We start from the raw sequence: 20,983 nt of genomic DNA on the forward strand, positions 1-20,983 counted from the left end.
CTTGATGCTGCAGGATCAGCTTTTCACCGACTCAGAACTGCATCCTTTTCCAAGGGCTGGATAGGTGCAAAATCTCAGTTAAGAAAAAGGGCACTCTAGATTGGACGAATTCTAAAAATCTTCTCATGCCTGTGATACCATTGTTCAAATTTTGTATCGAGAGGTTCAATGTATGAATCGATCCGCAGGTAATCGACCAGAAGACATGGGCAGTTACGGACAGTTTCGCAGGAAAATATCCCTGGGACTGGCCACTTTCTATCTTGCCAGCCAGTTTTTGCCGTTTGGGCAGGCCCTGGCTTCCCCGGACCTGATCTCCCGACCAGGAGCAGGTTCTTCGCGCATCCCCTTGCAGGTGATGTCTTTCAATGCACCTGGGTTTGGTGAAGTGGGAGATGCCGTCAACCTTGCCAACGGCAACCTGTTCATTGACACCGGGGAAGTCACCCGCAACACCACCACCACCGAGCAGGATGCCAAAACCGATCCCAGCAGCAAAATGATCGGCAACTGGACCACCAAGAGCCGCCTGAAACTGGTGAACAGCCAGAACACGGCTTTTGACCAGGCGTATGACCTCACCTCCAGTTTTTTTTCCAACCTTTCGGGGCAGAGTTATGAACTGTTCCTGGAAAATGGCGATGCCAGCAAATCCAGATTTGTGCGGGTCAACAAAAGTGAAGTGCCTGCAGATGCTCCAAGCTGGATCAAAGAACGCTACGAAAATTATCCGGGTTCTCAGGTGGCTTTCTATCGGCTGGCACCTGAAGTGGCCCTGCAAACCACCGATGAGTGGATTGTGTTTGTGCGTCCCAGCAGCGGTCAGGGCACCTATGCGCATTACTATGACCACTCGGGCAACCGCAGCACCTTCCACAAAGATGGACCCTACTTTGATTACCTGCAGACCCTGAACCAGCAATACCGGTCTGCCACAGCCAGCCCGGAAGATCCTGAAGGCGACCAGCTTGCGGGCTCTCCCAAAACAGAGATCCTCTACGACACCACCAACAAAGACCTGATCAAAGAAATCAAGGACGAGTGGGGCCGCAAAACCGTTTATTCCTGGAACACCGACAAAACCCTCAAAACTGTAGAGTACAAATACAACGGAACCACCACCAGCAAACAGGTGGACTTCCTTTACACCGATGCCTACGGCGCTGGAAATGTCATTTCCTCCATCACCTACAAAACCTGGAGCGGAAAAGGTGCAGCATTTGCCCTGGATTTCAGCCGCAAATTCACCTTTGCCTATGCCAAACAGGACATCAAAAATTCCAGTGGTGTGGTGGTGGGCAACCAGGCGGTGATCAGCAGCATCACCCACAACCTGCTGAAAACCACCAGCGCTGCAGGTGCAGTTCCGGTCAATGCAGCCATCGACAGCGTGACCTCTTACACCTACTCTTCTTTCAATGGCAATTCGCTGGCGGTCACGGGGGTCACCCAGACCGGCGAAGAAGACACCAGCTACAAATATGAAAATGGCAAGAGTGTGGTGGCAGGCGGAATGCTGGTCACGGTCACCCAGGGCAGCAGCGTCAGTGAATTCCATTATGACAAAGACAGCCGCATCCGCAGGCGGCGCATTCAGGACAACCAGACCAACAGCAACCTGACCCAGCTGACCCCCCAGGTCAACACCAACCGGGAATGGCGCTACGAGTATTACGCTTCTGGCCTGCTGGCCATTGAAGTGGATCCTGCTGGAAAAGTCACCCATTATGCTTACGACTCCCGGGGCAACCTGATCCGCAAGACCCTGCACAAGGACTCCACCAGTTTCGACCTGAATGCCAAACCCATCCAGGTGGACCTGACCTCCAACGCAGGGTCATTTAACACCGGTGCTTACGCGATTTTCAAGGGCACCGTTTCCAATGACACCAGCAATCAGGGTCTCAAGTACGACCTTTCCCTCTCCAAACCCTTGCTGACCATGCCCAGCAAGGAAATCTTTCTGGGGGGCAATTACTGGCGGATGTACACCCCTGCTTCAGGTTCCTCCACAGCAGATTCCTGGCTCAGCTCCACATCCGCTTTGCAAGAGCGTTACCTGTCGGACACCGATGGCCTCCCATACATCCGACTGAACAGCAATGAACAGTTGAAACGCCTCAACTCCTACCTGTCTCCGGGGATGTACAAACTCAGCTTCAAACTGCGTCCTCTGGGATCCAGCACCGACCCGGCAGGCAACCTGACCGTCAAGGTGGACAGCCACACCAAAAATGTTGCCTTCCCCAACACTTCATATGGCAACTGGCTGCCTCAGGAATTTGTTTTTCACAAGAAAGCCTGGAATGGAGAGCTGGCTTTCCTGACCAACCTGAAACTGGACCTCAAAGACATCACCCTCACCCCCATCTTTGACCTGGGCAACCAGGTGACCATCAGCGATGTGGGCCACACCGATGCTTTTGCCTGGTACCCTTACCTGGAGCTGGGAAAAACCTCCAGCACCACCAGCCCCAAAACCTTCCTGAGCAACACCGGGGTGGACCCTTACACCCGTCAGGGCGGAACCATCAATGTAGCTTCTTACGACTCTGGTCTGGCCACCAGCCCTGCTGTTTCTGGTCTGTACTACAACCAGGCTGCACCTTCTGGCAAATACCGCATTTCGTTTGAAGCCCAGCTGGACCCTGCAGATCCCAACCCTGCCACCAGCCTGGATGTGTATTACGGCGTGGGTCTGAAAAGCACCTGGGCCGAATACCAGAAAGCCACCCTGAGCAGCTCCTGGCAGAAGTTCGAGGCGGTGGTGTCCAGCACCTCCAACAGCAGCCCTTTTGGTCTTCTGGAAAACACCACTGGCAACCATGCCTGGCAGGTGCGCAACATCAAAGTGGAGTACCTGGATGGGGTCAACCTGTACTTGCCCTGGGGCACTTCAGGATATGAGGTGGGCGTCAAGGCCACCAGTGTGGCCGATCCCAGTGCCAGCGTGTCGATGAATTACTCGGTGAGCCCCAGGGTCATGTCCATCACCTCTTCGGTGACTGGTAGTGATACCCCATCCACCCTGTCAGCAGCAGCCATTCAATTTGCTCTGCCTGCGGCGGCCAACGGTTACCTGACGGCACCCAAATTCAATTTTCAGGCGGCCTTCTCCAGTACGCTGCCTGCGGGCACCAACAAGGATGTGGTGTGGGTCACCAATGCCACCCAGGATGGTGGGACTGTGGATTCCAGTGGGGTGTTCACTGCACCTGCCTGGACCAAAGAGCGTGCAGGCACCAGCCCCATTTACGATGTCACAGCCATTTCCATCGACAACCCGGATGTGACCTACACCCTGCCCGTGCAGGTCAAGTATTTCAACATCGAATTGATGTCCAACCCGGGAACGGTCCGGGCCAGCCGGATTGACCGCAACTGCAGCTGGTTCTTTGGCAACTGCATTTTCCACGGCTGGGTTGAGTACGAAACTTACTTTTACCAGTTCCGCTCCAAAATTGTGAACCTGCCCCCACCCAAAAATGGGGTGTGGTGGATGCCCACCCTCAACTGGACCTCCAGGCAATACGATGGCAATTCTCAGCCGATCAGCAAGAACGGTTGCTCCAGAATTCCGACCATCAACCAGTACGCCAACGGAGGCGACACAGGGCAATACAGCATTTCCATGGGCTCAGGAACGGGCATTGAGGACACCCGCACCATGTACTACCACCTGGGCAGCGAGTACGCTTACACAGCCTGTGATGCCCCCATGGATACCCCCGGCACCCACTATGGTGTGGAGTACATCGACAACAACGAAGTGATGGCTTCTGGCAAATGGCAATATGTGCTGCGAGACAGAAACACTTCTTACGCCGATTACAATTCTGGTTCTTTGCGCATCAAAAACAATTGTGCCCTGATCACAGATCCATTCGAAAAAATCATCTGTCAGGCGGGGAACAACGATACCAGTCCTCAGCCCTATTCTCAGATCGTTCAGACCAATGTCACTTTCAACATCACCTCCCAGAGCACCCTGGGCACCGATCAGGGCTCCATCCAGTTCTTTGACGATGCCGAGCGAGCAGGCTGGGTCAACAAAGAAGAATACAAATACAACAACGACAACCAGTTGCAACGCACCATTCACCACACCTCCAGTGCAGTGGGCACCGTCAATGGACTGACCCCCACCGCCGAGCAGGGCGTGTACAACGACCAGGTGACGGACCTCTCCTACACCCTGAGGACCCCCAAAGAAACCACCCTGAAGCAAAAATTCACGGATGTCAGCAGCGTTGTTCTGCAACTTTATGATCTGAAAGATGCCACCCTGAGCACGGCGACAACTGCAAGTGTGCGCAGCACCCTCACCACGGCATTTAACGCTCAGGGCCTGCTGGACTCTGAGACCCTGACTGCGGGCAGCACCACCAAAACCACCACCTACCAGTATCCCAGCAGTGCATCAGGCAGCCTGACCTACCGCAATGGCAGCACCCTGAGCCAGACCCGCAGTGTCAGCCAACTGTTTGACCGTCCTCAGAAAATCATTGTGACTTCAGGCAGCGACAGCATCACCAAAACCCTGATTTACGACGAGTTTGGGAATGTGGGCAGTGAACTGACCTGGAGTGGCGTGGTCAACGGCGTGACTGCTGCAGGTTCCATTACCGCCAGCAACCTGGAGAAACGCAGCCTGTACAACGGATTTGGCCAGCAGGTCTGGACCGGATCCCTGATTGCAGGGGCCAGCGATTACACCAGCGAAAGCTACAACAACTTCGACAGCAACGGTCAGATCATCAGTACATGGTCTGGACAGCCCTCCAACCAGACGGTTTACCACTACACCCTCAAAGGTGCACTGGATGCGGTTTCCCGTGGTGTGGCTGCCCCTGACGATTATCTTGCCACCAGCAGCCAGTTTGTGGCCCGTGAAACCACCCTGTACACCCTGGACAAGGTGGATTATGGGCGCGTCATCAAAGAGCGCCGCAACTGGTGGGGCAGCACCGAATTCATCACCCGTGTTTACGACAACCTGGACCGGGTGATCAAAGAAACCCGACCCGATGGCAGCGGATTTGAACGCCAGTACGATGCTTTCGGTACAGCCAGCGAAGTGACGCTGGGTGCTGGAGGCGTGGCCGAAATCAAACACACCTGGTTGCGCAACACCCTGGGTCAGGTCACCAGCGACAAACTGGAAGAACTGACCGGCGACAAACGCAGCAACACCACCTATTACCTGAACGACCTGGAAGGTCGGGTGCTGCAAACCAGCCAGAGCAACTCTCCTTACCACGCCACTGCTGCAGACAGCACCACCTTCACCCTGTACGACGTGTGGGGCAATGTGCTGTGGAGCCTGGGTTCCAAACTGAAAACCACAGGCACCCCACTGGACAGCAGCCGCAGAACCCTCACCACCTTCAAGTACGACAACCTGAACCGCAAAACCGAACAGACCCAGGTGCTGGAAGGCGAGAACCTGGGCAACAGCGGCCTGAATGCTGTGGTGGCCGGACTGGGCGCCGAGAAGAAAGCCACCACCACCTACCTGTACCAGGGGCTGGATCTGGTCAAAGATGTGATTGACCCCCTGGGTTACCACACCATCACCACCTCTGACCGCATGGGGAACGTGTACAAAACCAGCCGTGATTTGTGGCTGAGCACCGACCCTGCAGACCTGCAAGGCAAAACCACCGGAGACACCGTCACCACCATGGCCGCGTTTGATGCCGCTGGCCGTGTCACCATCAAACGTGACCCCAACGGCAAACTGGCCTACACCCGTTTTGACAAACTCGGGAATCCTGTGCTGCAAAGCGATTTCGCTGGAAATGTCATTGACGTGCGCACTTACACTGCAGATGGGCTGCTGAAAAGCGTCAAGGCTCCCAAGATTGGGGTTCTGAACTATCTCATCAGCAACTGGGATGTCACCGACATTCAGCAGATCCAGGCGCGGGACGACAAATTTGTCACCACCGAAGCCTACGAATACAGCGGATACGGCCTGAACCCCAGCAAAGTGGTCAAGGCCAACATGAACAGCCTTCCTGATGCCAGCAGTGGTTCTGCTGTGACAGGCGGGGTGGCCACCACCTACCAGTACAACTTCCAGGGCAAAGCCACCCTCACCACCCTGCCGGACACCCGTACAGCCCAGCAGAAATACGATGAAAACGGCAATGTGACCTATGCCAAATCCCCAGAGGGATTTGAGACCTACTTCAGCTACGATGCTTTCGGAAACCTGATCCGCAAGGAAGAGCGGGCCCGTGTGCTGTACAACACCGACGGCAGCGTCAAACTGGATGCCAGCGGCAAGCCCACTCCCGTCACCTCCACCGTCAAAGTGGACATTGATGCTGGACTGACCGCAGCATTGATCTCCAGCTACAAATACGACCTTGCGGGCAACATCACCCAGAAAACCGAACGTGGCATCACCACCGACTACGAGTACAACACCCTCGGCAAAGTGGTGCGTGAAAGCCGTGGGCACAAATCCAGCATGACCTCTGGATTTGCCTACAAACAGTACCGCTACCGTCTGGACGGCGAGAAGGTGCTGGAAACCAGTTACAGCTATGCCGCCAGCGTGACCCCGGGCTTCAACAACCCTGTGCTGTGCGCTGGCTTCAATGCCGCCAGTGGCAGCAGTGGCAACCAGCATGTCTGGCAGCTTGATGCCCTGGGTCAGGTGGTGCAAGAGTGCTCAAATGGCTGGGATTCTGCCGGGACTCCTTACCCCAGGAAGGAATTCACTGCCAGCTTCACCTACAACGGTGCAGGAGCCAGGGTCAAACGTGTCTTTGACGGTGACTCTGAAATTTACAGCAGTTACGACTTTGACACCACCCTGAACACCCTGATCTCTGCAGACAAGAGCAATGCCCGCAGCAAGTACAACACCTACTGGAAGTACGACAAGCGCGGCCTGCTGCTGGAAAGCTTTGACTACCTGACCGACCTGGAGGTCAACACCTCGCTGGACACCCGCAAGAAGTTCAATGTGTTCGGTTACACCTACAACGACAACGGTCAGGAAACCCTGGCCACCCGCAACGCCCAGGTGATCATCAAGGCTCCCCTGCGCCAGGATCCCAATGCAGCAGACAAGGACCAGTACAAGCCTGCCGCCGCATTGCTGGCTGCCAGTGTGGGCAGCATCGAAACGAAGTACAACGAACGCGGTCTGATTCTGGCCACCACCGTGCTGGACAGAAGCCCCAAAGTGGCCAAAGACAGCGACACCGACAGTGGTCTGGAAGCAGACGCTGTGGCACAAAACAGCGTGTACGACTACTACCAGAGCGGACAGGACTGGAAAGTGACCGTCAAACGCGGCACGCTGGCTGCGAATCAAACCGTTCCCACCTACCCCACTGCTGTGGGCACCAAGGAATACACGGTTTATGACAACCTGGGTCGGGTGACGGAAGCCAAAGACTCCAACGGAGCCAATTATTTCCCCACCGATCCTGACAATCAGGATTACAGGCCCACAAACCGCTTTGCTGGACCTGTGACCATTACCACTGCCTATGCTCCAGAAGGCGGAACCACCACCAAGGTGCAGCCAGGCAACACCTGCTCTTACACCGAAACCACTTCCACCACACTGGGTGGACTGGTCTATCAAACCAAAACTGTTCAGGTGGGTTGCAACGCTGCAGAGAAAAACCCTTCCAAAGATGAAACCAAGGTGGTCACCAACCGCTACAACAGCGAAGGTTTGCCCACCGGCAGTCTGGTGACTGTGAATGGCGCCCAGATCTCCATTTCCAGTTCTACATCCAAATCCACAGAAGCATGTGCAAGCGGAGCAAGTGGTTGCTACCAGACGAGAAGTGAGGCTTCTGTCAGCTGTACAGGGACTTTCTCTGGTTCAAATTGCTCCACCTACACCACCGGATCTGTGAGCAGCTACACAGACAATTACTGCTCGTCTTGCTACAGCCACATCAGCTGGTCACAGAATACCGACGGTTCCCCCACGGGCTCAGGCACCATGTACTCCTATGGTGCTGCATACAAAGTGATGGCACAGCCGCTTCTTGTTACCAACACACAGTCTTATTCCACCCAGATTGACACTGTGCTGGGCTATGACAACTACTTGAATCCCACAACACGCACCGAGAAGGTGACAGAAAGCTCCAGCTGGAATGTGGTGACGGCCAACAACGGAACCAAATACCAGACCACCATCGAAACAGGTCCCATCAATACAGCAGGTGGAGACCTGCAACCCAATGGAAGCCCAACATCGGGTTCCAGTGGCAAGGTGACCACCCGAACCCTCACCAGCGATTACAACACCACCGAAGGTTATCTGAAGGGTGAAAGCGGAACAGAAGTCAAAGACGAAACCGTCAACAACTGGATCACCAAAACCACCACCACCAAGGCCATTGGCAAGTCCTTCGTGCTGGACTCCAGGGGCAACCGCATCAAGTTCAACAGCACCCAGGATCAGGCTTACGAATTCAACAACTACAAGAAGCGTTACGACGCAGATGGCCGCATCAGTTCTTTCTTCCTGCGCAAGGACCTGCAGGATGTGTGGAACAACTTCATCTACGACTCCAAAGGCAACCAGATTCTTTCCAGCACGGGTGGCCTGTTTCAGCGCAAGGTGCCCACAGATCCCACTTTTACCGAAAGTTACGTCAAACGGAACTTCAGCTCCACTTACTTCTCTGGCAACCAGGTGCAGATGATCCGTCACCGCGAAGGGGATTTTGGCTTCAAGTACAACTACGTGAATGCCATCACCTTGCTGTGGTTCACCCTGAGGGCTGGTTACGGTGAGCTGAAGCCCAACAACACCTATGAAAAAGTGACGGATGCCCGTTACCAGCAAATCAAAGACAACACCTTCACGCTGGCAGACGGCATCAATGACCAGGTGGACTGGACCGGTGTGCAGGCAACCCCCTTCAGTGCAGAAGAGGAATCGGAACCCCAGGAACAGGCTGAAGTGCTGCCAGAAGCCATTCTCAATGGGGTCAGCACCCTGGATGTCAAATCTGTGGAACCCATTGCACCTGTGGATTCCCCTCTGGAAGTGAAGCCCGGCGAAAGCGAAAAGTCCCAGCCTGCAGACAAAAAAGCTGCAGACAAAAAAGAAGCTCCTGTCAAACAGAGCATCAGCAAAGAGCAGACGGTTTCCAGCCCTGAAATCACCACCTTCTCTCAGGGCATGGGCACCCAGCCCGTTGCTTCAGGGAAACCTGGACCTTCAGGCAAGGCAGAAGAAAAACAGGTGGGTTCTGCGCCTGCACCTGCCACCAGTGCTCAGAATCAGGCTGTTGTGCTGGTGCATGACACCACCATCAAAGGCCCGGCTCTGGAGGGTGAGGAAGCAGAAGTCATCCCTGAGGTGATTGGAGCATCCAGTTCTGGCATTTACGTGCTGGATGGCCAGATGGTGACCCCCATTCAGCAAATCGATCCTGGTGTGCTGAATGCTGCTGGCCCCATGGTGCCTGACATGGGCACCCAGCCCAGCGATGGACCTTCTAACGTGGTTCCCAGCTGGCAATTTGAACCAGAGGCTCCGGCTGTTCAAAAGACCCCAGGTCTGCAGCAACCCCACAAATCTCAGGTGGAGGATGTCAAGAAAGGGGTGACCACGTTTGAGCTGATTCAGGTGATCACTCAACCCGACCAAAATTATTTGAACTGGCTGGTTTCGGCAGCCAACAGCTTGAACATGGACTTCAGCAAAGAAAGGCTTGAAACGGAGCTCAAAGCCAACAATTTTACTTACTTGAATACCATACTTCTGGAAATCATCAAGGTAAAGATTGACCATGTTTATGGAGATAATTATCCTAAAGAGATGAAGCACCTTGATAATGTATTAAAGAGTGCCGAATATAATAATTCTACCTCTGCTGAGAAATTTCACCTATTATCGAGTATTGCATATGCTGCATTTATGTATCTTGGTGATGGAAGTATTAAACCCGATGAAAAATCTATGGAGAATTTCTCGAAAACAATTAATAATATTGATGATTTTATTAATAATCACGGCTTCACTATTTCTAAATTATTAACCAAACCTGGAACAATGCTAAAGATTGATTCTGTAATGTTGCAAGCTACTGCTGATGCATTGTACTGGTATGTGCATGCTGGAGGTGGTAAAAATGGTTGGGTTGAAGCGAGAGTAAATATTGCAAACAGTTATCCTTATATGGAAGCCATTACTGCAGAAGAATTTATGGATAATATTGATCCAGAGATTGGAATCAATGTATTCCTTGGTGGAGTTGCTCTGGTTGAAGGTGTATGGATGATCGTAGCTATCAGAGAAGGAGTAATGCTCTTGGTCCCTTATACCATGGCTGTTGCCCAGAGGTTTGGACCTGGTGCTCAACAGCGTATTCAGCAATGGATTTCAAGAGCAGCTAATAGCACTCAGCGAGATAACACCAATTCGCTCAACTTGTTTCATCCAGATGAGAATTTAAGAGTTAATTTTGATAAAGTCCCACGTGTTCCCGGAGCTCTAGATGTTGGAGTTCATGGAAGCCCTAATCGTATTAAGCTTGATTTCCCGGAAACAATAAGATTGACTCCAAAAGAACTCGCAAATTATCTTCGTGATAATTATGATCTTTCTCAGTTTTCCTGTATCAGGCTCATGGCTTGTAACACTGGATCATTGCCCAATGGCTTTGCAAGAAATCTTGCTAATGAATTGAAAATGGATGTGTGGGCTCCTGACAAATTGGGTTGGATTGGCAAGAAAGGAGACTTTAGTGTGGCAGGGGCTCTGTATTGGGATGATTACATGATGAAAAATCCCATGGATCCTGGAAGCATGGTTTTGTTTAAATATCCAAAGTAAGGAGGGTACATGTACTTTCATACCTGGAAGGAAAAATGGTTTGGCTTGTTCAAGAAAGATGTCCCTGGTCTTAGACTCACTGATTACATTGATCCTGATTGGGATTTGGAGCTGGTATATAGAGTAAGTGAATACTTAAAAAAAGGAATTATATACATAGAAGCAACTACTGAACAGAGGTTTATTTGTAGTATGTGTAAGAAGGATTTAGGATATAATGGAGTAATGATGACTGATGGTGTATTTGTATGGCCTCATGTTTTGAGTCATTATGTTGAATTTCATAAGGTGAGGATTCCTGATAATTTTTTAAAGCATATTCTTGAAGTGGATTTTAAGATGATAGAAGATTCTGATGATATTGATTTAGATAACTTACCATTTTCTTAAAAGGTGAAGCAGCAGGGCCATCGATATCGATGGCCCTGCTGCTTCACCTTTCTGGATTTTGAAAGATCAAAACTATTTCACTTGAAGTTTTCCCATTGCAATATTAAATTTGTGATCTATCCTCCAAACCCTTGACATTCGAATCGATTCGATATTAAGATGAAACCATCAACACCCCTCACCCTCAGGCAGGCATCCCTCAACCCGATGCCCTGACCTGCGTCTTCTCCCATGCACCAGAACAACAGCAGGGTAGACACTTGTGCCGCAAATACAACCGATTCTGGAGGCCCATTGACCTGATCTTTCCAGCCATATCCTTTTCAATCCAATAACACCCACCATCACCCAGCGGGTGAAGGGTTGTCGTGTTGATTGCTGAAACCTGTTCCCGAACCAGACCCAAAAAGTCCGATGCAGATGCCCTTTCTGTTGCTTTTTAAGGAGGCTTTTATGCTCAAAATGTCCAGAACTTTCAAACCTTCTGTTCTTGCCCTTGGCCTGCTGGTGGGTACCGTCAGTTGCGCCACCCTGCCCATCCCCAGGGTCACCACCCAGGCTTACAGCTGGAAAAACGTTGAGGTTGTGGGTGGAGGCTACGTCCCGGGCATCATTTTCAACCAGAAGGAAAAAGACCTGATTTACGCCCGCACAGACATCGGAGGCGCATACCGCTGGGACAAGACCACAGGCCGCTGGATTCAGCTCCTGAACTGGGTGGGGGCAGACGACTGGGGTTTATCAGGTGTGGACAGCCTTGCCACCGATCCCGTGGACCCCAACCGCGTTTACCTGCTGGCAGGCACCTACACCAACGACTGGGACCCCAACAATGGCGCTATTCTGCGGTCCACGGACAGAGGCAACACCTGGGCCAGAACCGATTTGCCTTTCAAATCTGGAGGCAACATGCCCGGACGTGGCATGGGAGAACGCCTCTCCATTGATCCCAACAAGAACAGCATCCTGTATCTGGGCACCAGAAGCGGCAATGGCCTGTGGAGAAGCACCGATTACGGAGTCAACTGGAGCAAAGTCACCGCCTTCACCAACCCCGGAGATTACGTGCAAACCCCAGGCGATGCCTACGCAGGAGACAAAGTGGGCGTGGTCTGGATCACCTTCGACAAATCCACGGGCACAGCAGGAAACGCCACCCAGACCCTTTATGTGGGCGTGGCAGACAAGGCCCACCCGCTGTATCAGAGCCTGGATGGAGGCACCACCTGGACCGAAGTCCCCGGACAGCCCACCGGATTTTTGCCGCACCATGGGGTGCTGGACGGCAAAGGCAACCTGTACATCACCTACAGCGATGGTGCAGGCCCCTACGATGGTCAGAAAGGGGACGTCTGGAAGTACGACACCATCAAAAAAGAATGGAGCAACATCAGCCCGGTTCCGTCCAGCAGTGGAGATGATTACTTTGGGTATGGTGGGCTGGCCGTGGATGCCCAGAACCCAGATACCCTGATGGTGGCCGCCCTCAACTCCTGGTGGCCGGACACGGTGCTGTTCCGCTCCACAGATGCAGGCAAAAGCTGGACCCGCATCTGGGACTGGGACGCATGGCCCAGCCTGAAAAAACGCTACACCCTGGACAGCAGTGGTGCCCCCTGGCTGAACTTCGGCAACACCACCCCCAGAGACCCTGAACCCCTGGTCAAAGTGGGCTGGATGGTGGATGACCTCGAAATTGACCCCTTCGATTCCAACCGCATGCTGTATGGCACCGGAGCCACGGTGTTTGGGACCAGCAACCTGACCGAATGGGACAGCGACAACAAAATCGATCTGAAGGTGATGGCCCAGGGCATTGAGGAAACCGCCGTTCTGGACCTGATCAGCCCTCCGGTTGGCGCAAATTTGCACAGTGCTCTGGGAGACATTGCGGGTTTCAAGCACACGGACCTCACCAAAGTGCCTGCAAAAATGGCCGCTCAGCCCAATGGAGGCAGCCAGACCAGTCTGGATTACGCTGAACTGAAACCCGAAATCCTGGTGCGGGTGGGCAACGGAGACGCCACCCACAGCTTCGCCCTCAGCACCGATGGGGGAGACACCTGGACCAACGGCACCAGTCCAGCAGGCACCAGTGGTGGAGGCAGTGTCTACATTTCTGCAAAAGGCACCACCATCCTCTGGTCTCCTCAGGGAGCAAAAGTGTCTTTCTCTGCAGATCAGGGCGCAAAATGGACCCCCTCTGCTGGCCTGCCTGAAGGCCCTGCAAAAATTGTGTCTGACCGCGTGAATGACAGCATCTTCTATGCTTTCTCTGGCAATGCCCTGTACGTCAGTCTGGATGGAGGCAAGAATTTTGTTGCCAGACGTGCTGCTGGCCTGCCCGCCGTTGTAGAATCCGCCTGGATTCAGAGCGTTCCTGGCACCGAGGGTGATTTGTGGCTCGCTGCAGGCAAAAGTGGCCTCTACCACTCCACAGATGGAGGCATAAAGTTCCAGAAACTGGATCTGGTGGACACTGCCAATGTGGTGGGTTTTGGGAAAGCTGCTCCTGGCAAGAAATACGTGGCCATTTACATCACCGGAAAAGTGGAAGGCAAACAGGGTTTCTACCGCTCAGACGATGCAGGCCAGACCTGGGTTCGCATCAACGACAATCAGCACCAGTACGGATCCACCAACTCTGCCATCACCGGAGACCCCAGGGTGTACGGACGGGTGTACATCGGGACCAACGGTTATGGAATCGTGTACGGAGACATCAAGTAAGCTGCATTCCAGACGAGAGGGAGGGCATCAAAGCCCTCTCTTTGCTTTGCTGGTTAGTCTGCCTGCAACCCCACCACCCGATCTCCTCCCAGACCGCTGATCAACATGCGTTCCTTGCGGTTGCTGAGGAACTTCTGACTCCAGTTCACCTCGCCCCCATCGGCCAGACAGAGGATTTCCTGGTCTGTGGGCAGAGCATAAAGATGAAAACACAGCCCTGAGTAGTAATTCTGTCCGTGGGTGCGCTCAGGGTCATGCTGACAGTCCAGATCAGGAAATTGTTGTTGCAAGGCCTGAAAAACCCTGTCCTCAATTTGTTGGTTTCGGTTTTTCCCAGGGAAGTCACTGACCGTGAGTTTCAGAGGGATGGCCTGGGTCCAGAAATTCTGCAAAGCAGTCAGCAACGTGTTCAGATGCAGCACCAGACTCTCAAATTCAAAATCTGAATTCCCCTGATCTGCTCCTGCACTGACCATGCAGAACAGATTGAAATGCGGGATCTGGTTGGAGTTCTGGTAAAACTGCGGCCTGAGCATGCGGTGGCTGCAGGCCAGATGCACCCTTTCTCTGGATTTGGGGTTCTGCTTTAAAAGGGTCTTGCGTCTGGAACTGGCTTCCAGGGCCAGCACATTGGTGGCGTCCGAAACCACTTCCAGCCCCCGGACTGCAGCCACAGACCAGTTCTGGTCCACCCCTGCCACCACCGAACAGCTTCCCAGAGGAGCCACCGGAGAGAGCACCAGGGCTTCAATCTGTTCTGGCAGAGCAGACATGACAGCCATTTCCCATTTCAGCATCTCCAGAGGATGAACCCTGGCAGGACGCACAAACCGGCTTTGCTGGTGTTCCTGAAGCACCTGTGCAGGAGTGCGCCGGGCAGCTTTCTGGCGGTAGACTTCCAGCAGCAAAGTGGTCAGGTCAGGCAAAGACAGCTTTTCTGACAGCAAAGACACCTTCAGTTCGCGTTCAATGCGCTGCAGCACAGGATCATTCATTTTCAGAGTTTAAACCCACAGGGTTTTTCAGGCATCCAGCATCTGACCTACTGCCAGCACCGTGCGCCAGTTCCTGACCGTGGCAGAAACCTTCAGCTTTTTCTCTAGCAGCACATGGGTTAGTTTTGCATTGGCTGTGCCCTCTGGGTATTGCAAATAGATGTTCTCTCCTTGAAGCTCCCAGCGGTCTGAACCCACCTCCAATTCTTTCAGGGTGGCCAGATTTCTTTCTTCTGGGACACCTCCCAGAAAAGCCACATGCAGATGGTCGGTCTGGTCTGGGAACGGATTCTGGGCAATCACCTGTTGCCACTCCTGGGCTGTTCGCAAAACCACCGTGACCACAAACCCGAACCTGATCACCAGCAATTGCTGGATGGAATCCAGAAGATCTGGCCTCTGCAGGTCACTTTGCAAGACGACATTGCCGCTCTGGATGTAGGTTTTCACGCCTGTGATACCTGTAGCTTCCAGGGCAGCTTTCAGGTCTTTCATGGGGACTTTGCGGTTTCCGCCCACATTGATTCCTCTGAGCAACACAATCCAGGTCATGAGGGCAGTTTAATGGAAAGCGTGTGGATTACAATGAAATGGTATGTGGGGCTCATGGATCAAATGTTTGTTGATTCAAATCCAGTTGCACGCTTCACCATTCGGGAGGTTTATGTTCACCATTCGAAAAAGCATCGTGTTTTGTTTCATGCTGGCAGGATCTGCTGTTGCGCAATCCATCACCTTTCAGGGCCAGATTGCTCTGTGGCCTGTAGGCAAAACAGGTGTGTTGAAAGTCATGCCTGTTCCAGCGCAGTATGTTCCTTCATTGCTTCCAGACCCCCTTGCATCTGCTCCCATCAATGCCAGAGGGGAATTCAAAGTCACCATCAAAGGTCCTTTTCCTGAGAAATATTTATTGCCTGACCAAAACAGCAATGCGCCCTGCAAGGGAGAAATCAAGCCCAGGAATCCACGCTCAGGTATGCCTTCTTTCTGGGTTTACAACAAACAGGGACAGGCCATCACCATGCTGGATCTGAAAAGCCAGCGGTATGTGGAAAAGGACACCAAGAGCATGATGGTCGTTGGACCAATCTATGTTCCCGTGACAACTTCCTTCAAATTCAAGTGCACTGTTGAAGGAACTTCACTTGACACCAACATGGTTTTACAGCCTGGATGGAACATCATGGAAGCCATTTCCAGTAGGAAGAGCATTCAGATGCGCAAAGTCACAAGTGTGTCCAGCAAAGTGTACTGGTGGCCATGGGCAGATCTGAATGGCCTCTAGAGAGTGAGTGAAGAGGAAAGTTCAATAAGGCATCAGAACTCAGGCAACGCCAGAAGTCGTTCCTGAAACAACTCTGCCCCCTGCACCAGAGCCCCCTGCACCACCGAATTCTGCCCCAGGCTGCTGTGCACGATGCGCAAATCTGGCGTGACCAGACCCTGCAGTTTCTCCATCAGTTTGCCGGGTTCGGGGGCCAGATCCTGGTGCACCACCACAGCACTGAGGTCCAGCGTCAGTGCCAGACCTGCCACCATGTAAGCCAGTGCGGTTTCCTGGGCATTCCCAGTCAATTCCTCGATGGGGATGGCTTTTTTGTTGCTGGGCCAGCGCACCAGGGCCAGTTCTCCGGCCAGTCCACGCTGTCCCCGGTAAGGCTGACCATCCAGATACAACCCCAGACCAATTCCGGTGGGCCGTTCCAGCAGGAAAGCAAAATGCTGCTCGTCTTTGACAGCCCCCAGATGGTGTTCGGCCCTGGCCCCCAGATTTGCGTCGTTGTCCACACGCAGGTCCATGCTGTGTTTTGCACAGAAGGCAGCAATGGCAGGCAAATCCAGTTCTGGCAGGCTGTTGGGAGACCCCATTTCCCCTGCAGCATTGACCGGAGCAGGCACCGCCAGACACAAATGCCGCACAGGGCCACTTTCTGGAGGCGCAGTCACCAGATTCTCCAGCACTTCAAGCATCGCACCCGTGACCTCTGAGGCAGAGGAGACCTCCTGAACCTGATGCACTACCGCATCCCGTCTGGCATTGGTGACCCCATACAGCACGCGGTTTCGCTGCAAATCCATGCCCACAATGCTGCCCCCTCTGGGGTTGAGGTCCACCTTCTGGGCGGGCCTCCCACTGCTCCCCTCGGTGCGGCCCATCTCGCTGAGGATGCCCTCCTCCAGCAGGTCGTTCACGATGTAAGTCACGGTCACGCTGGAAATCTCGGTGCGTTCCGCAAGCTCGCTGCGGGACAGCGCACCTTCACGCAGAATCCGTTTCAGGATCTGGGCCCGGTTGATGGCTCTCAGTGCAGCAGGACGTCCCATGTCACCTCTTTCGGGATTGATTGTATCTCAGGAAAGGAACGCCGAGGGCCGAGAGCACAGGGCCGAGGGCTGTCCAGAAAGCTTTTGCTCGAGCTTTTTTACAGCTTGACAGCCAGCTTTCATTTCCGCATATTATGCTCGGCTCTCGGCTCTCGGCTCTCGGCTCTCGGCCCTGTGCCCTTGGCTTCTTCAATCCCCCACTTCCACCCCAACATCCAGCGGCCTGTACTTCACCCCCAGCACATCCAGGCGTTTCAGGTGGTCTTTGAGCCTGACCATGAAATCATCGAAGTTGTGCAACGCTGGATCGGTCCAGGCCATTTCTGAAAGAGCACACAACCTGGGAAACATCATGTACTGGGCGTGTTCTGGGGTTTTGACGTATTCGGTCCACAGGTTGGCCTGGGTGCCCAGCACAAAGCTGGTTTCTGTTTCGGTCTGGGTCCAGCCAATGGGGTTGTAACGGTAGATTTTTTCCAGGGTATTGCAGCCCCCGATGGCGAGGGGTTCTGCAGATTTGTTTTCGCTCTGGTAATGGTCGAGGTACAAATAAGTTTGCGGAACCATGATCACATCGTGTCCCAGTCGGGCTGCCTGGATGCCGCCTTCTTCACCGCGCCAGGAGAGCACGGTGGCGTGGGGGGCCAGGCCGCCTTCCAGAATTTCATCCCAGCCCAGCAGTTTGCGGCCTTTTTCATGCAAAAAGGTGTCCATGTGCCCGATGATGTGGCTTTGCAGTTCTTCCTCGCTGTTCAGACCGAGGTCCTGCATGCGTTTCTGGGCTGCAGGGCTGTTTTTCCATTCGGTTTTTTCGCATTCATCGCCCCCAATGCAGATGTATTCGGAGGGGAAAAGCCCGATCACTTCGGTCAGCACGTCTTCCAGAAAAGTCAGGGTGGCTTCACTGGGGTTCAGCACGTGTTCGATGATGCCCCAGAAGTTGCACACCTCCAGTTGCTGCCCGGTGTTGCCCAGTTCGGGGTAGGCGGCAATGGCGGCCTGCATGTGTCCGGGCAAATCAATTTCGGGGATGATGGTGATGCCGCGTTTGGTTGCATATTCCACCACCTCTCTGATTTCAGCCTGGGTGTAGAAGCCTCCGTGTGGCACATCGTCAAACACTTTTGGGCTGTCGTGTCCGTGCCCAATCAGGGTGTTTTTGCGCCATGCCCCAACTTCGGTGAGCCTGGGGTATTTCTGGATTTCGATGCGCCAGCCCTGGTCATCGGTGAGGTGCCAGTGGAAGGTGTTGAATTTGTGCAGCAAGAGCAGATCCAGCACTTTTTTGATGAAGCCCACAGGCATGAAGTGCCGGGACACATCCAGCATGAATCCCCTCCACTTAAAACGGGGCCAGTCTTCCGCATGCAGGGCTGGAATTTCCCACACGGCCTCCTGCACTTCGCTGGCAAAAACTTCTGGGGGGAAGAGTTGCAGCAGGCTGACGACAGCGTACAGCAATCCCCGATGGTCGGCGGCTTTCAGGACCATCTGGTTTTCCAGCACGATCAGTTCAAAGCTTTCTGGTGCGAACTGCTCTGAATCGGCCTGCTCAAACAGGATCACCTTGCTCTGGGTGTGTTCGGTGATCGGGAGGGGAAACCCGGTGCTGCCTCGCAGGGTTTCGGCCAGAAAAGTGGCGGCCTGAAGGGAGAAGGGGTCGGCCTGAATGGCGGTGCTGGAATCCAGCGTGAAAGACAGGTCATTGAAGGTGATGCGCTGGGGAAGGGGCAAAAAGGTCATGTGAAATCATTTCTCCAGTGAGGTGACCACCACGCCCCGCATGAACACACGCTGGGCCAGGAAGAAAACCACCAGGGGCAGCACGGTGGCCATGATCGAGGCTGCCTGGGTGAGTTGCGACTGGTTGGGTCCGTGCACTGTACTGAAGCTTGCCAGACCGATGGGAAGCGTTGCAAGGTCAGGTTTGCCGGTGAGGTACAGAAACGGTGCAAAAAAATCATTCCAGGCGTAGAAGAAGTGAAAGAGCGCTGTGGCGGTGAGGGCTGGCCAGGATTGCGGCACGATGATGGACACCAGAATCCTGAAAGGGCTGGCTCCGTCCATCATGGCGGCCTCGTCCACATCGCGGGGGATGCTCATGAAGAACTGTCTGAGCAGGAACACATTGTAGGCATTGGCGAAGAACAGAGGGGCCAGCAGTGGCAGCCACGTTCCCACCCACCCGAGCTTGTAATACACCGTGTAGAGCGGAATCAGGGTCACCTCTCCGGGCAGGATGATGGTGCCCATCAGCACCAGAAACAAAATGGGTTTGCCAGGAATGTCAAACCGCGAGAACCCGTAAGCCACCACCGTGGAGGAAGCCACCGTTGCGATCATCCCGATGAACGCGATCAGGAAGGAATTCAGAAACAGCTTCCCGAAGTGGATGGCCTGCCATGCTGCAGGGTAATTCTGCCACTGGGGGTCAAAGGAGGTGGCACGGGTCAGTTTGCGCCAGTTGCCCTGCCAGCGGATTTTTGTTTCAGGATGCGCCGGGTCAATGAAGGTGCTGAAGGCCCGTCTTTTTTCTGCAAGGGCCAGGGTGCGGGTTTTTCCAGCAATGGGCACCTCGTACAGCTCATAAGTTTCTCCTTGCACGGTCACGCTCTGGGCGGAGGTCGGAACGAACATCGAATCCAGGTTGCTGACCGGGCCTTTTAAAGATGCCGAAAAGCTGTACAGCAGGGGCATCAGGTACACCATCAGCAGGATTGTGGCGAACAGGGTCAGGGTGCCAGCGGCCATCAGTTTGCGCATCTGGCGGGTCAGCAGAGAACCGGAAGTTTGTCTGGGGGTTGCAGCAGATTTCAACATCACTCGCCTCCGGCGTAATACACCCAGCGTTTAGAGGTCCCGAACAGCACGGCGGTCACCACCATGCACAGCACGAACATCCCCCAGGCCAACGTTGAGGCGTACCCCATGTTGAAGAACACGAAGCCCTCTTTGTACAAATTCAGCATGTAGAACAGCGCCGAGTTTTCAGGTCCACCCTGGCCCTCATAAAGCAGGTAGGCGGTGGTGAAGTACTGGAAAGACCCGATCACCGAGAGCACCAGGTTGTAGAAAATCACCGGGGAAATCATGGGCACAGAGATGCGCCAGAAGGAAATCCAGCCGTTGGCCCCGTCAATTGTGGCAGATTCATAGAGTTCTCTGGGCACAGATTGCAGGCCAGAAAGCATCAGGATCATGGTGTTCCCAACCCCTGCAAGGCCCACAATGGTCAAAGCAGGCATCACCAGCCTGCTGTCCGAGAACCAGTCCAGCGTTCCGATCCCGATGCCATTCAGAAAAGCATTGATGGGACCCTGCGGGTTGAACATCGCAGTGTAAATCAGGGCAGCTGCTACCCCAGGGATCATCTGGGGAGCGTAAAACAGCGTTCTGAACAGGGCTTTGCCCATCAGGTGCTCGGAGTGCAGCAGCACCGCCAGACCCAGCGGAAACACCAGACCGATGGGCACCGACCACAGCAGAAACTTCAGGGTCACCAGCAAAGACTGGCCCACCAGCGGATCCGTGAGCATGTGGCCCCAGTTGGCCAGGCCAATGAACTGCACCTGCTCGGGTTTCGCCAGGTTGTAGTCTGTGAGCGAAAACCACAGGGAGGTCACCATCGGGCCAGCGGTGAACAGCAGAAACCCCAGAATCCAGGGGGACAGAAAAAGCAGGCCCCAGAAGCGGTCATGGTTTTTCAGCATGG

At 53.8% G+C, this 20,983-nt stretch carries 10 protein-coding genes; 4 read left to right on the forward strand and 6 right to left on the reverse strand.

The features are described from left to right. The first annotated feature begins 172 nt into the window (after positions 1-172). From IEY52_RS20815 to IEY52_RS20825, 3 genes are all read left to right on the forward strand, one after another. Positions 173-10,831, forward strand: a complete 10,659-nt coding sequence (locus IEY52_RS20815) for a DUF8616 domain-containing protein (protein ID WP_189006360.1) — start codon at positions 173-175, stop codon at positions 10,829-10,831. A 9-nt stretch (positions 10,832-10,840) separates the two neighbouring features. Beyond that, positions 10,841-11,221, forward strand: a complete 381-nt coding sequence (locus IEY52_RS20820) for a hypothetical protein (RefSeq protein ID WP_189006363.1) — start codon at positions 10,841-10,843, stop codon at positions 11,219-11,221. 453 nt (positions 11,222-11,674) lie between these two features. Then, entirely contained in the window at positions 11,675-13,951 is a 2,277-nt protein-coding gene (locus IEY52_RS20825; protein WP_194510052.1) for a sialidase family protein, read from the forward strand. A gap of 53 nt (positions 13,952-14,004) precedes the next feature. Here IEY52_RS20825 and IEY52_RS20830 read toward each other — a convergent pair whose 3' ends face one another. Together IEY52_RS20830 and IEY52_RS20835 are read right to left on the reverse strand one after the other, a co-directional pair. After that, positions 14,005-14,946 (reverse strand): hypothetical protein, encoded by a 942-nt coding sequence (locus tag IEY52_RS20830; protein WP_189006369.1) that lies wholly within the window; start codon positions 14,944-14,946, stop codon positions 14,005-14,007. 27 nt (positions 14,947-14,973) lie between these two features. Continuing rightward, positions 14,974-15,498, reverse strand: a complete 525-nt coding sequence (locus tag IEY52_RS20835; RefSeq protein WP_189006372.1) for a DUF1697 domain-containing protein — start codon at positions 15,496-15,498, stop codon at positions 14,974-14,976. 112 nt (positions 15,499-15,610) lie between these two features. Between IEY52_RS20835 and IEY52_RS20840 the strand changes: the two genes are divergently transcribed. Then, the gene (locus IEY52_RS20840; protein ID WP_189006376.1) at positions 15,611-16,231 is read left to right on the forward strand and encodes a hypothetical protein; all 621 of its coding nucleotides are present in this window, start codon (positions 15,611-15,613) and stop codon (positions 16,229-16,231) included. A gap of 32 nt (positions 16,232-16,263) precedes the next feature. On the opposite strand, the gene IEY52_RS20845 is transcribed toward IEY52_RS20840, so the two are convergent. From IEY52_RS20845 to IEY52_RS20860, 4 genes are all read right to left on the reverse strand, one after another. Continuing rightward, on the reverse strand, positions 16,264-17,271 hold the full coding sequence (locus tag IEY52_RS20845) for an ROK family transcriptional regulator (RefSeq protein ID WP_189006379.1): 1,008 nt from the start codon (positions 17,269-17,271) through the stop codon (positions 16,264-16,266). 189 nt (positions 17,272-17,460) lie between these two features. Further along, complete coding sequence (locus IEY52_RS20850) at positions 17,461-19,014, reverse strand: beta-N-acetylhexosaminidase (RefSeq protein ID WP_189006382.1); 1,554 nt, start codon at positions 19,012-19,014, stop codon at positions 17,461-17,463. Between the two features lie 6 nt (positions 19,015-19,020). Continuing rightward, on the reverse strand, positions 19,021-20,091 hold the full coding sequence (locus IEY52_RS20855; protein WP_229684897.1) for a carbohydrate ABC transporter permease: 1,071 nt from the start codon (positions 20,089-20,091) through the stop codon (positions 19,021-19,023). Continuing rightward, entirely contained in the window at positions 20,091-20,981 is an 891-nt protein-coding gene (locus IEY52_RS20860; RefSeq protein WP_189006385.1) for a carbohydrate ABC transporter permease, read from the reverse strand. The genes IEY52_RS20855 and IEY52_RS20860 overlap by 1 nt, the downstream gene beginning before the upstream one ends. Positions 20,982-20,983: the final 2 nt, after the last annotated feature.

Origin of the sequence: Deinococcus roseus, from assembly GCF_014646895.1 — a bacterium.
In the GTDB taxonomy this organism is placed as follows: Bacteria; Deinococcota; Deinococci; order Deinococcales; family Deinococcaceae; genus Deinococcus_C; species Deinococcus_C roseus.

Bases quoted from the DNA above. Each gene is read 5' to 3' on its own strand.
- IEY52_RS20820 (WP_189006363.1), top strand. From the start codon at position 10,841: ATGTACTTTCATACCTGGAAGGAAAAATGGTTTGGCTTGTTCAAGAAA.
- IEY52_RS20815 (WP_189006360.1), top strand. From the start codon at position 173: ATGAATCGATCCGCAGGTAATCGACCAGAAGACATGGGCAGTTACGGA.
- IEY52_RS20860 (WP_189006385.1), bottom strand. From the start codon at position 20,981: ATGCTGAAAAACCATGACCGCTTCTGGGGCCTGCTTTTTCTGTCCCCC.
- IEY52_RS20830 (WP_189006369.1), bottom strand. From the start codon at position 14,946: ATGAATGATCCTGTGCTGCAGCGCATTGAACGCGAACTGAAGGTGTCT.
- IEY52_RS20825 (WP_194510052.1), top strand. From the start codon at position 11,675: ATGCTCAAAATGTCCAGAACTTTCAAACCTTCTGTTCTTGCCCTTGGC.
- IEY52_RS20835 (WP_189006372.1), bottom strand. From the start codon at position 15,498: ATGACCTGGATTGTGTTGCTCAGAGGAATCAATGTGGGCGGAAACCGC.
- IEY52_RS20845 (WP_189006379.1), bottom strand. From the start codon at position 17,271: ATGGGACGTCCTGCTGCACTGAGAGCCATCAACCGGGCCCAGATCCTG.
- IEY52_RS20840 (WP_189006376.1), top strand. From the start codon at position 15,611: ATGTTCACCATTCGAAAAAGCATCGTGTTTTGTTTCATGCTGGCAGGA.
- IEY52_RS20850 (WP_189006382.1), bottom strand. From the start codon at position 19,014: ATGACCTTTTTGCCCCTTCCCCAGCGCATCACCTTCAATGACCTGTCT.
- IEY52_RS20855 (WP_229684897.1), bottom strand. From the start codon at position 20,091: ATGTTGAAATCTGCTGCAACCCCCAGACAAACTTCCGGTTCTCTGCTG.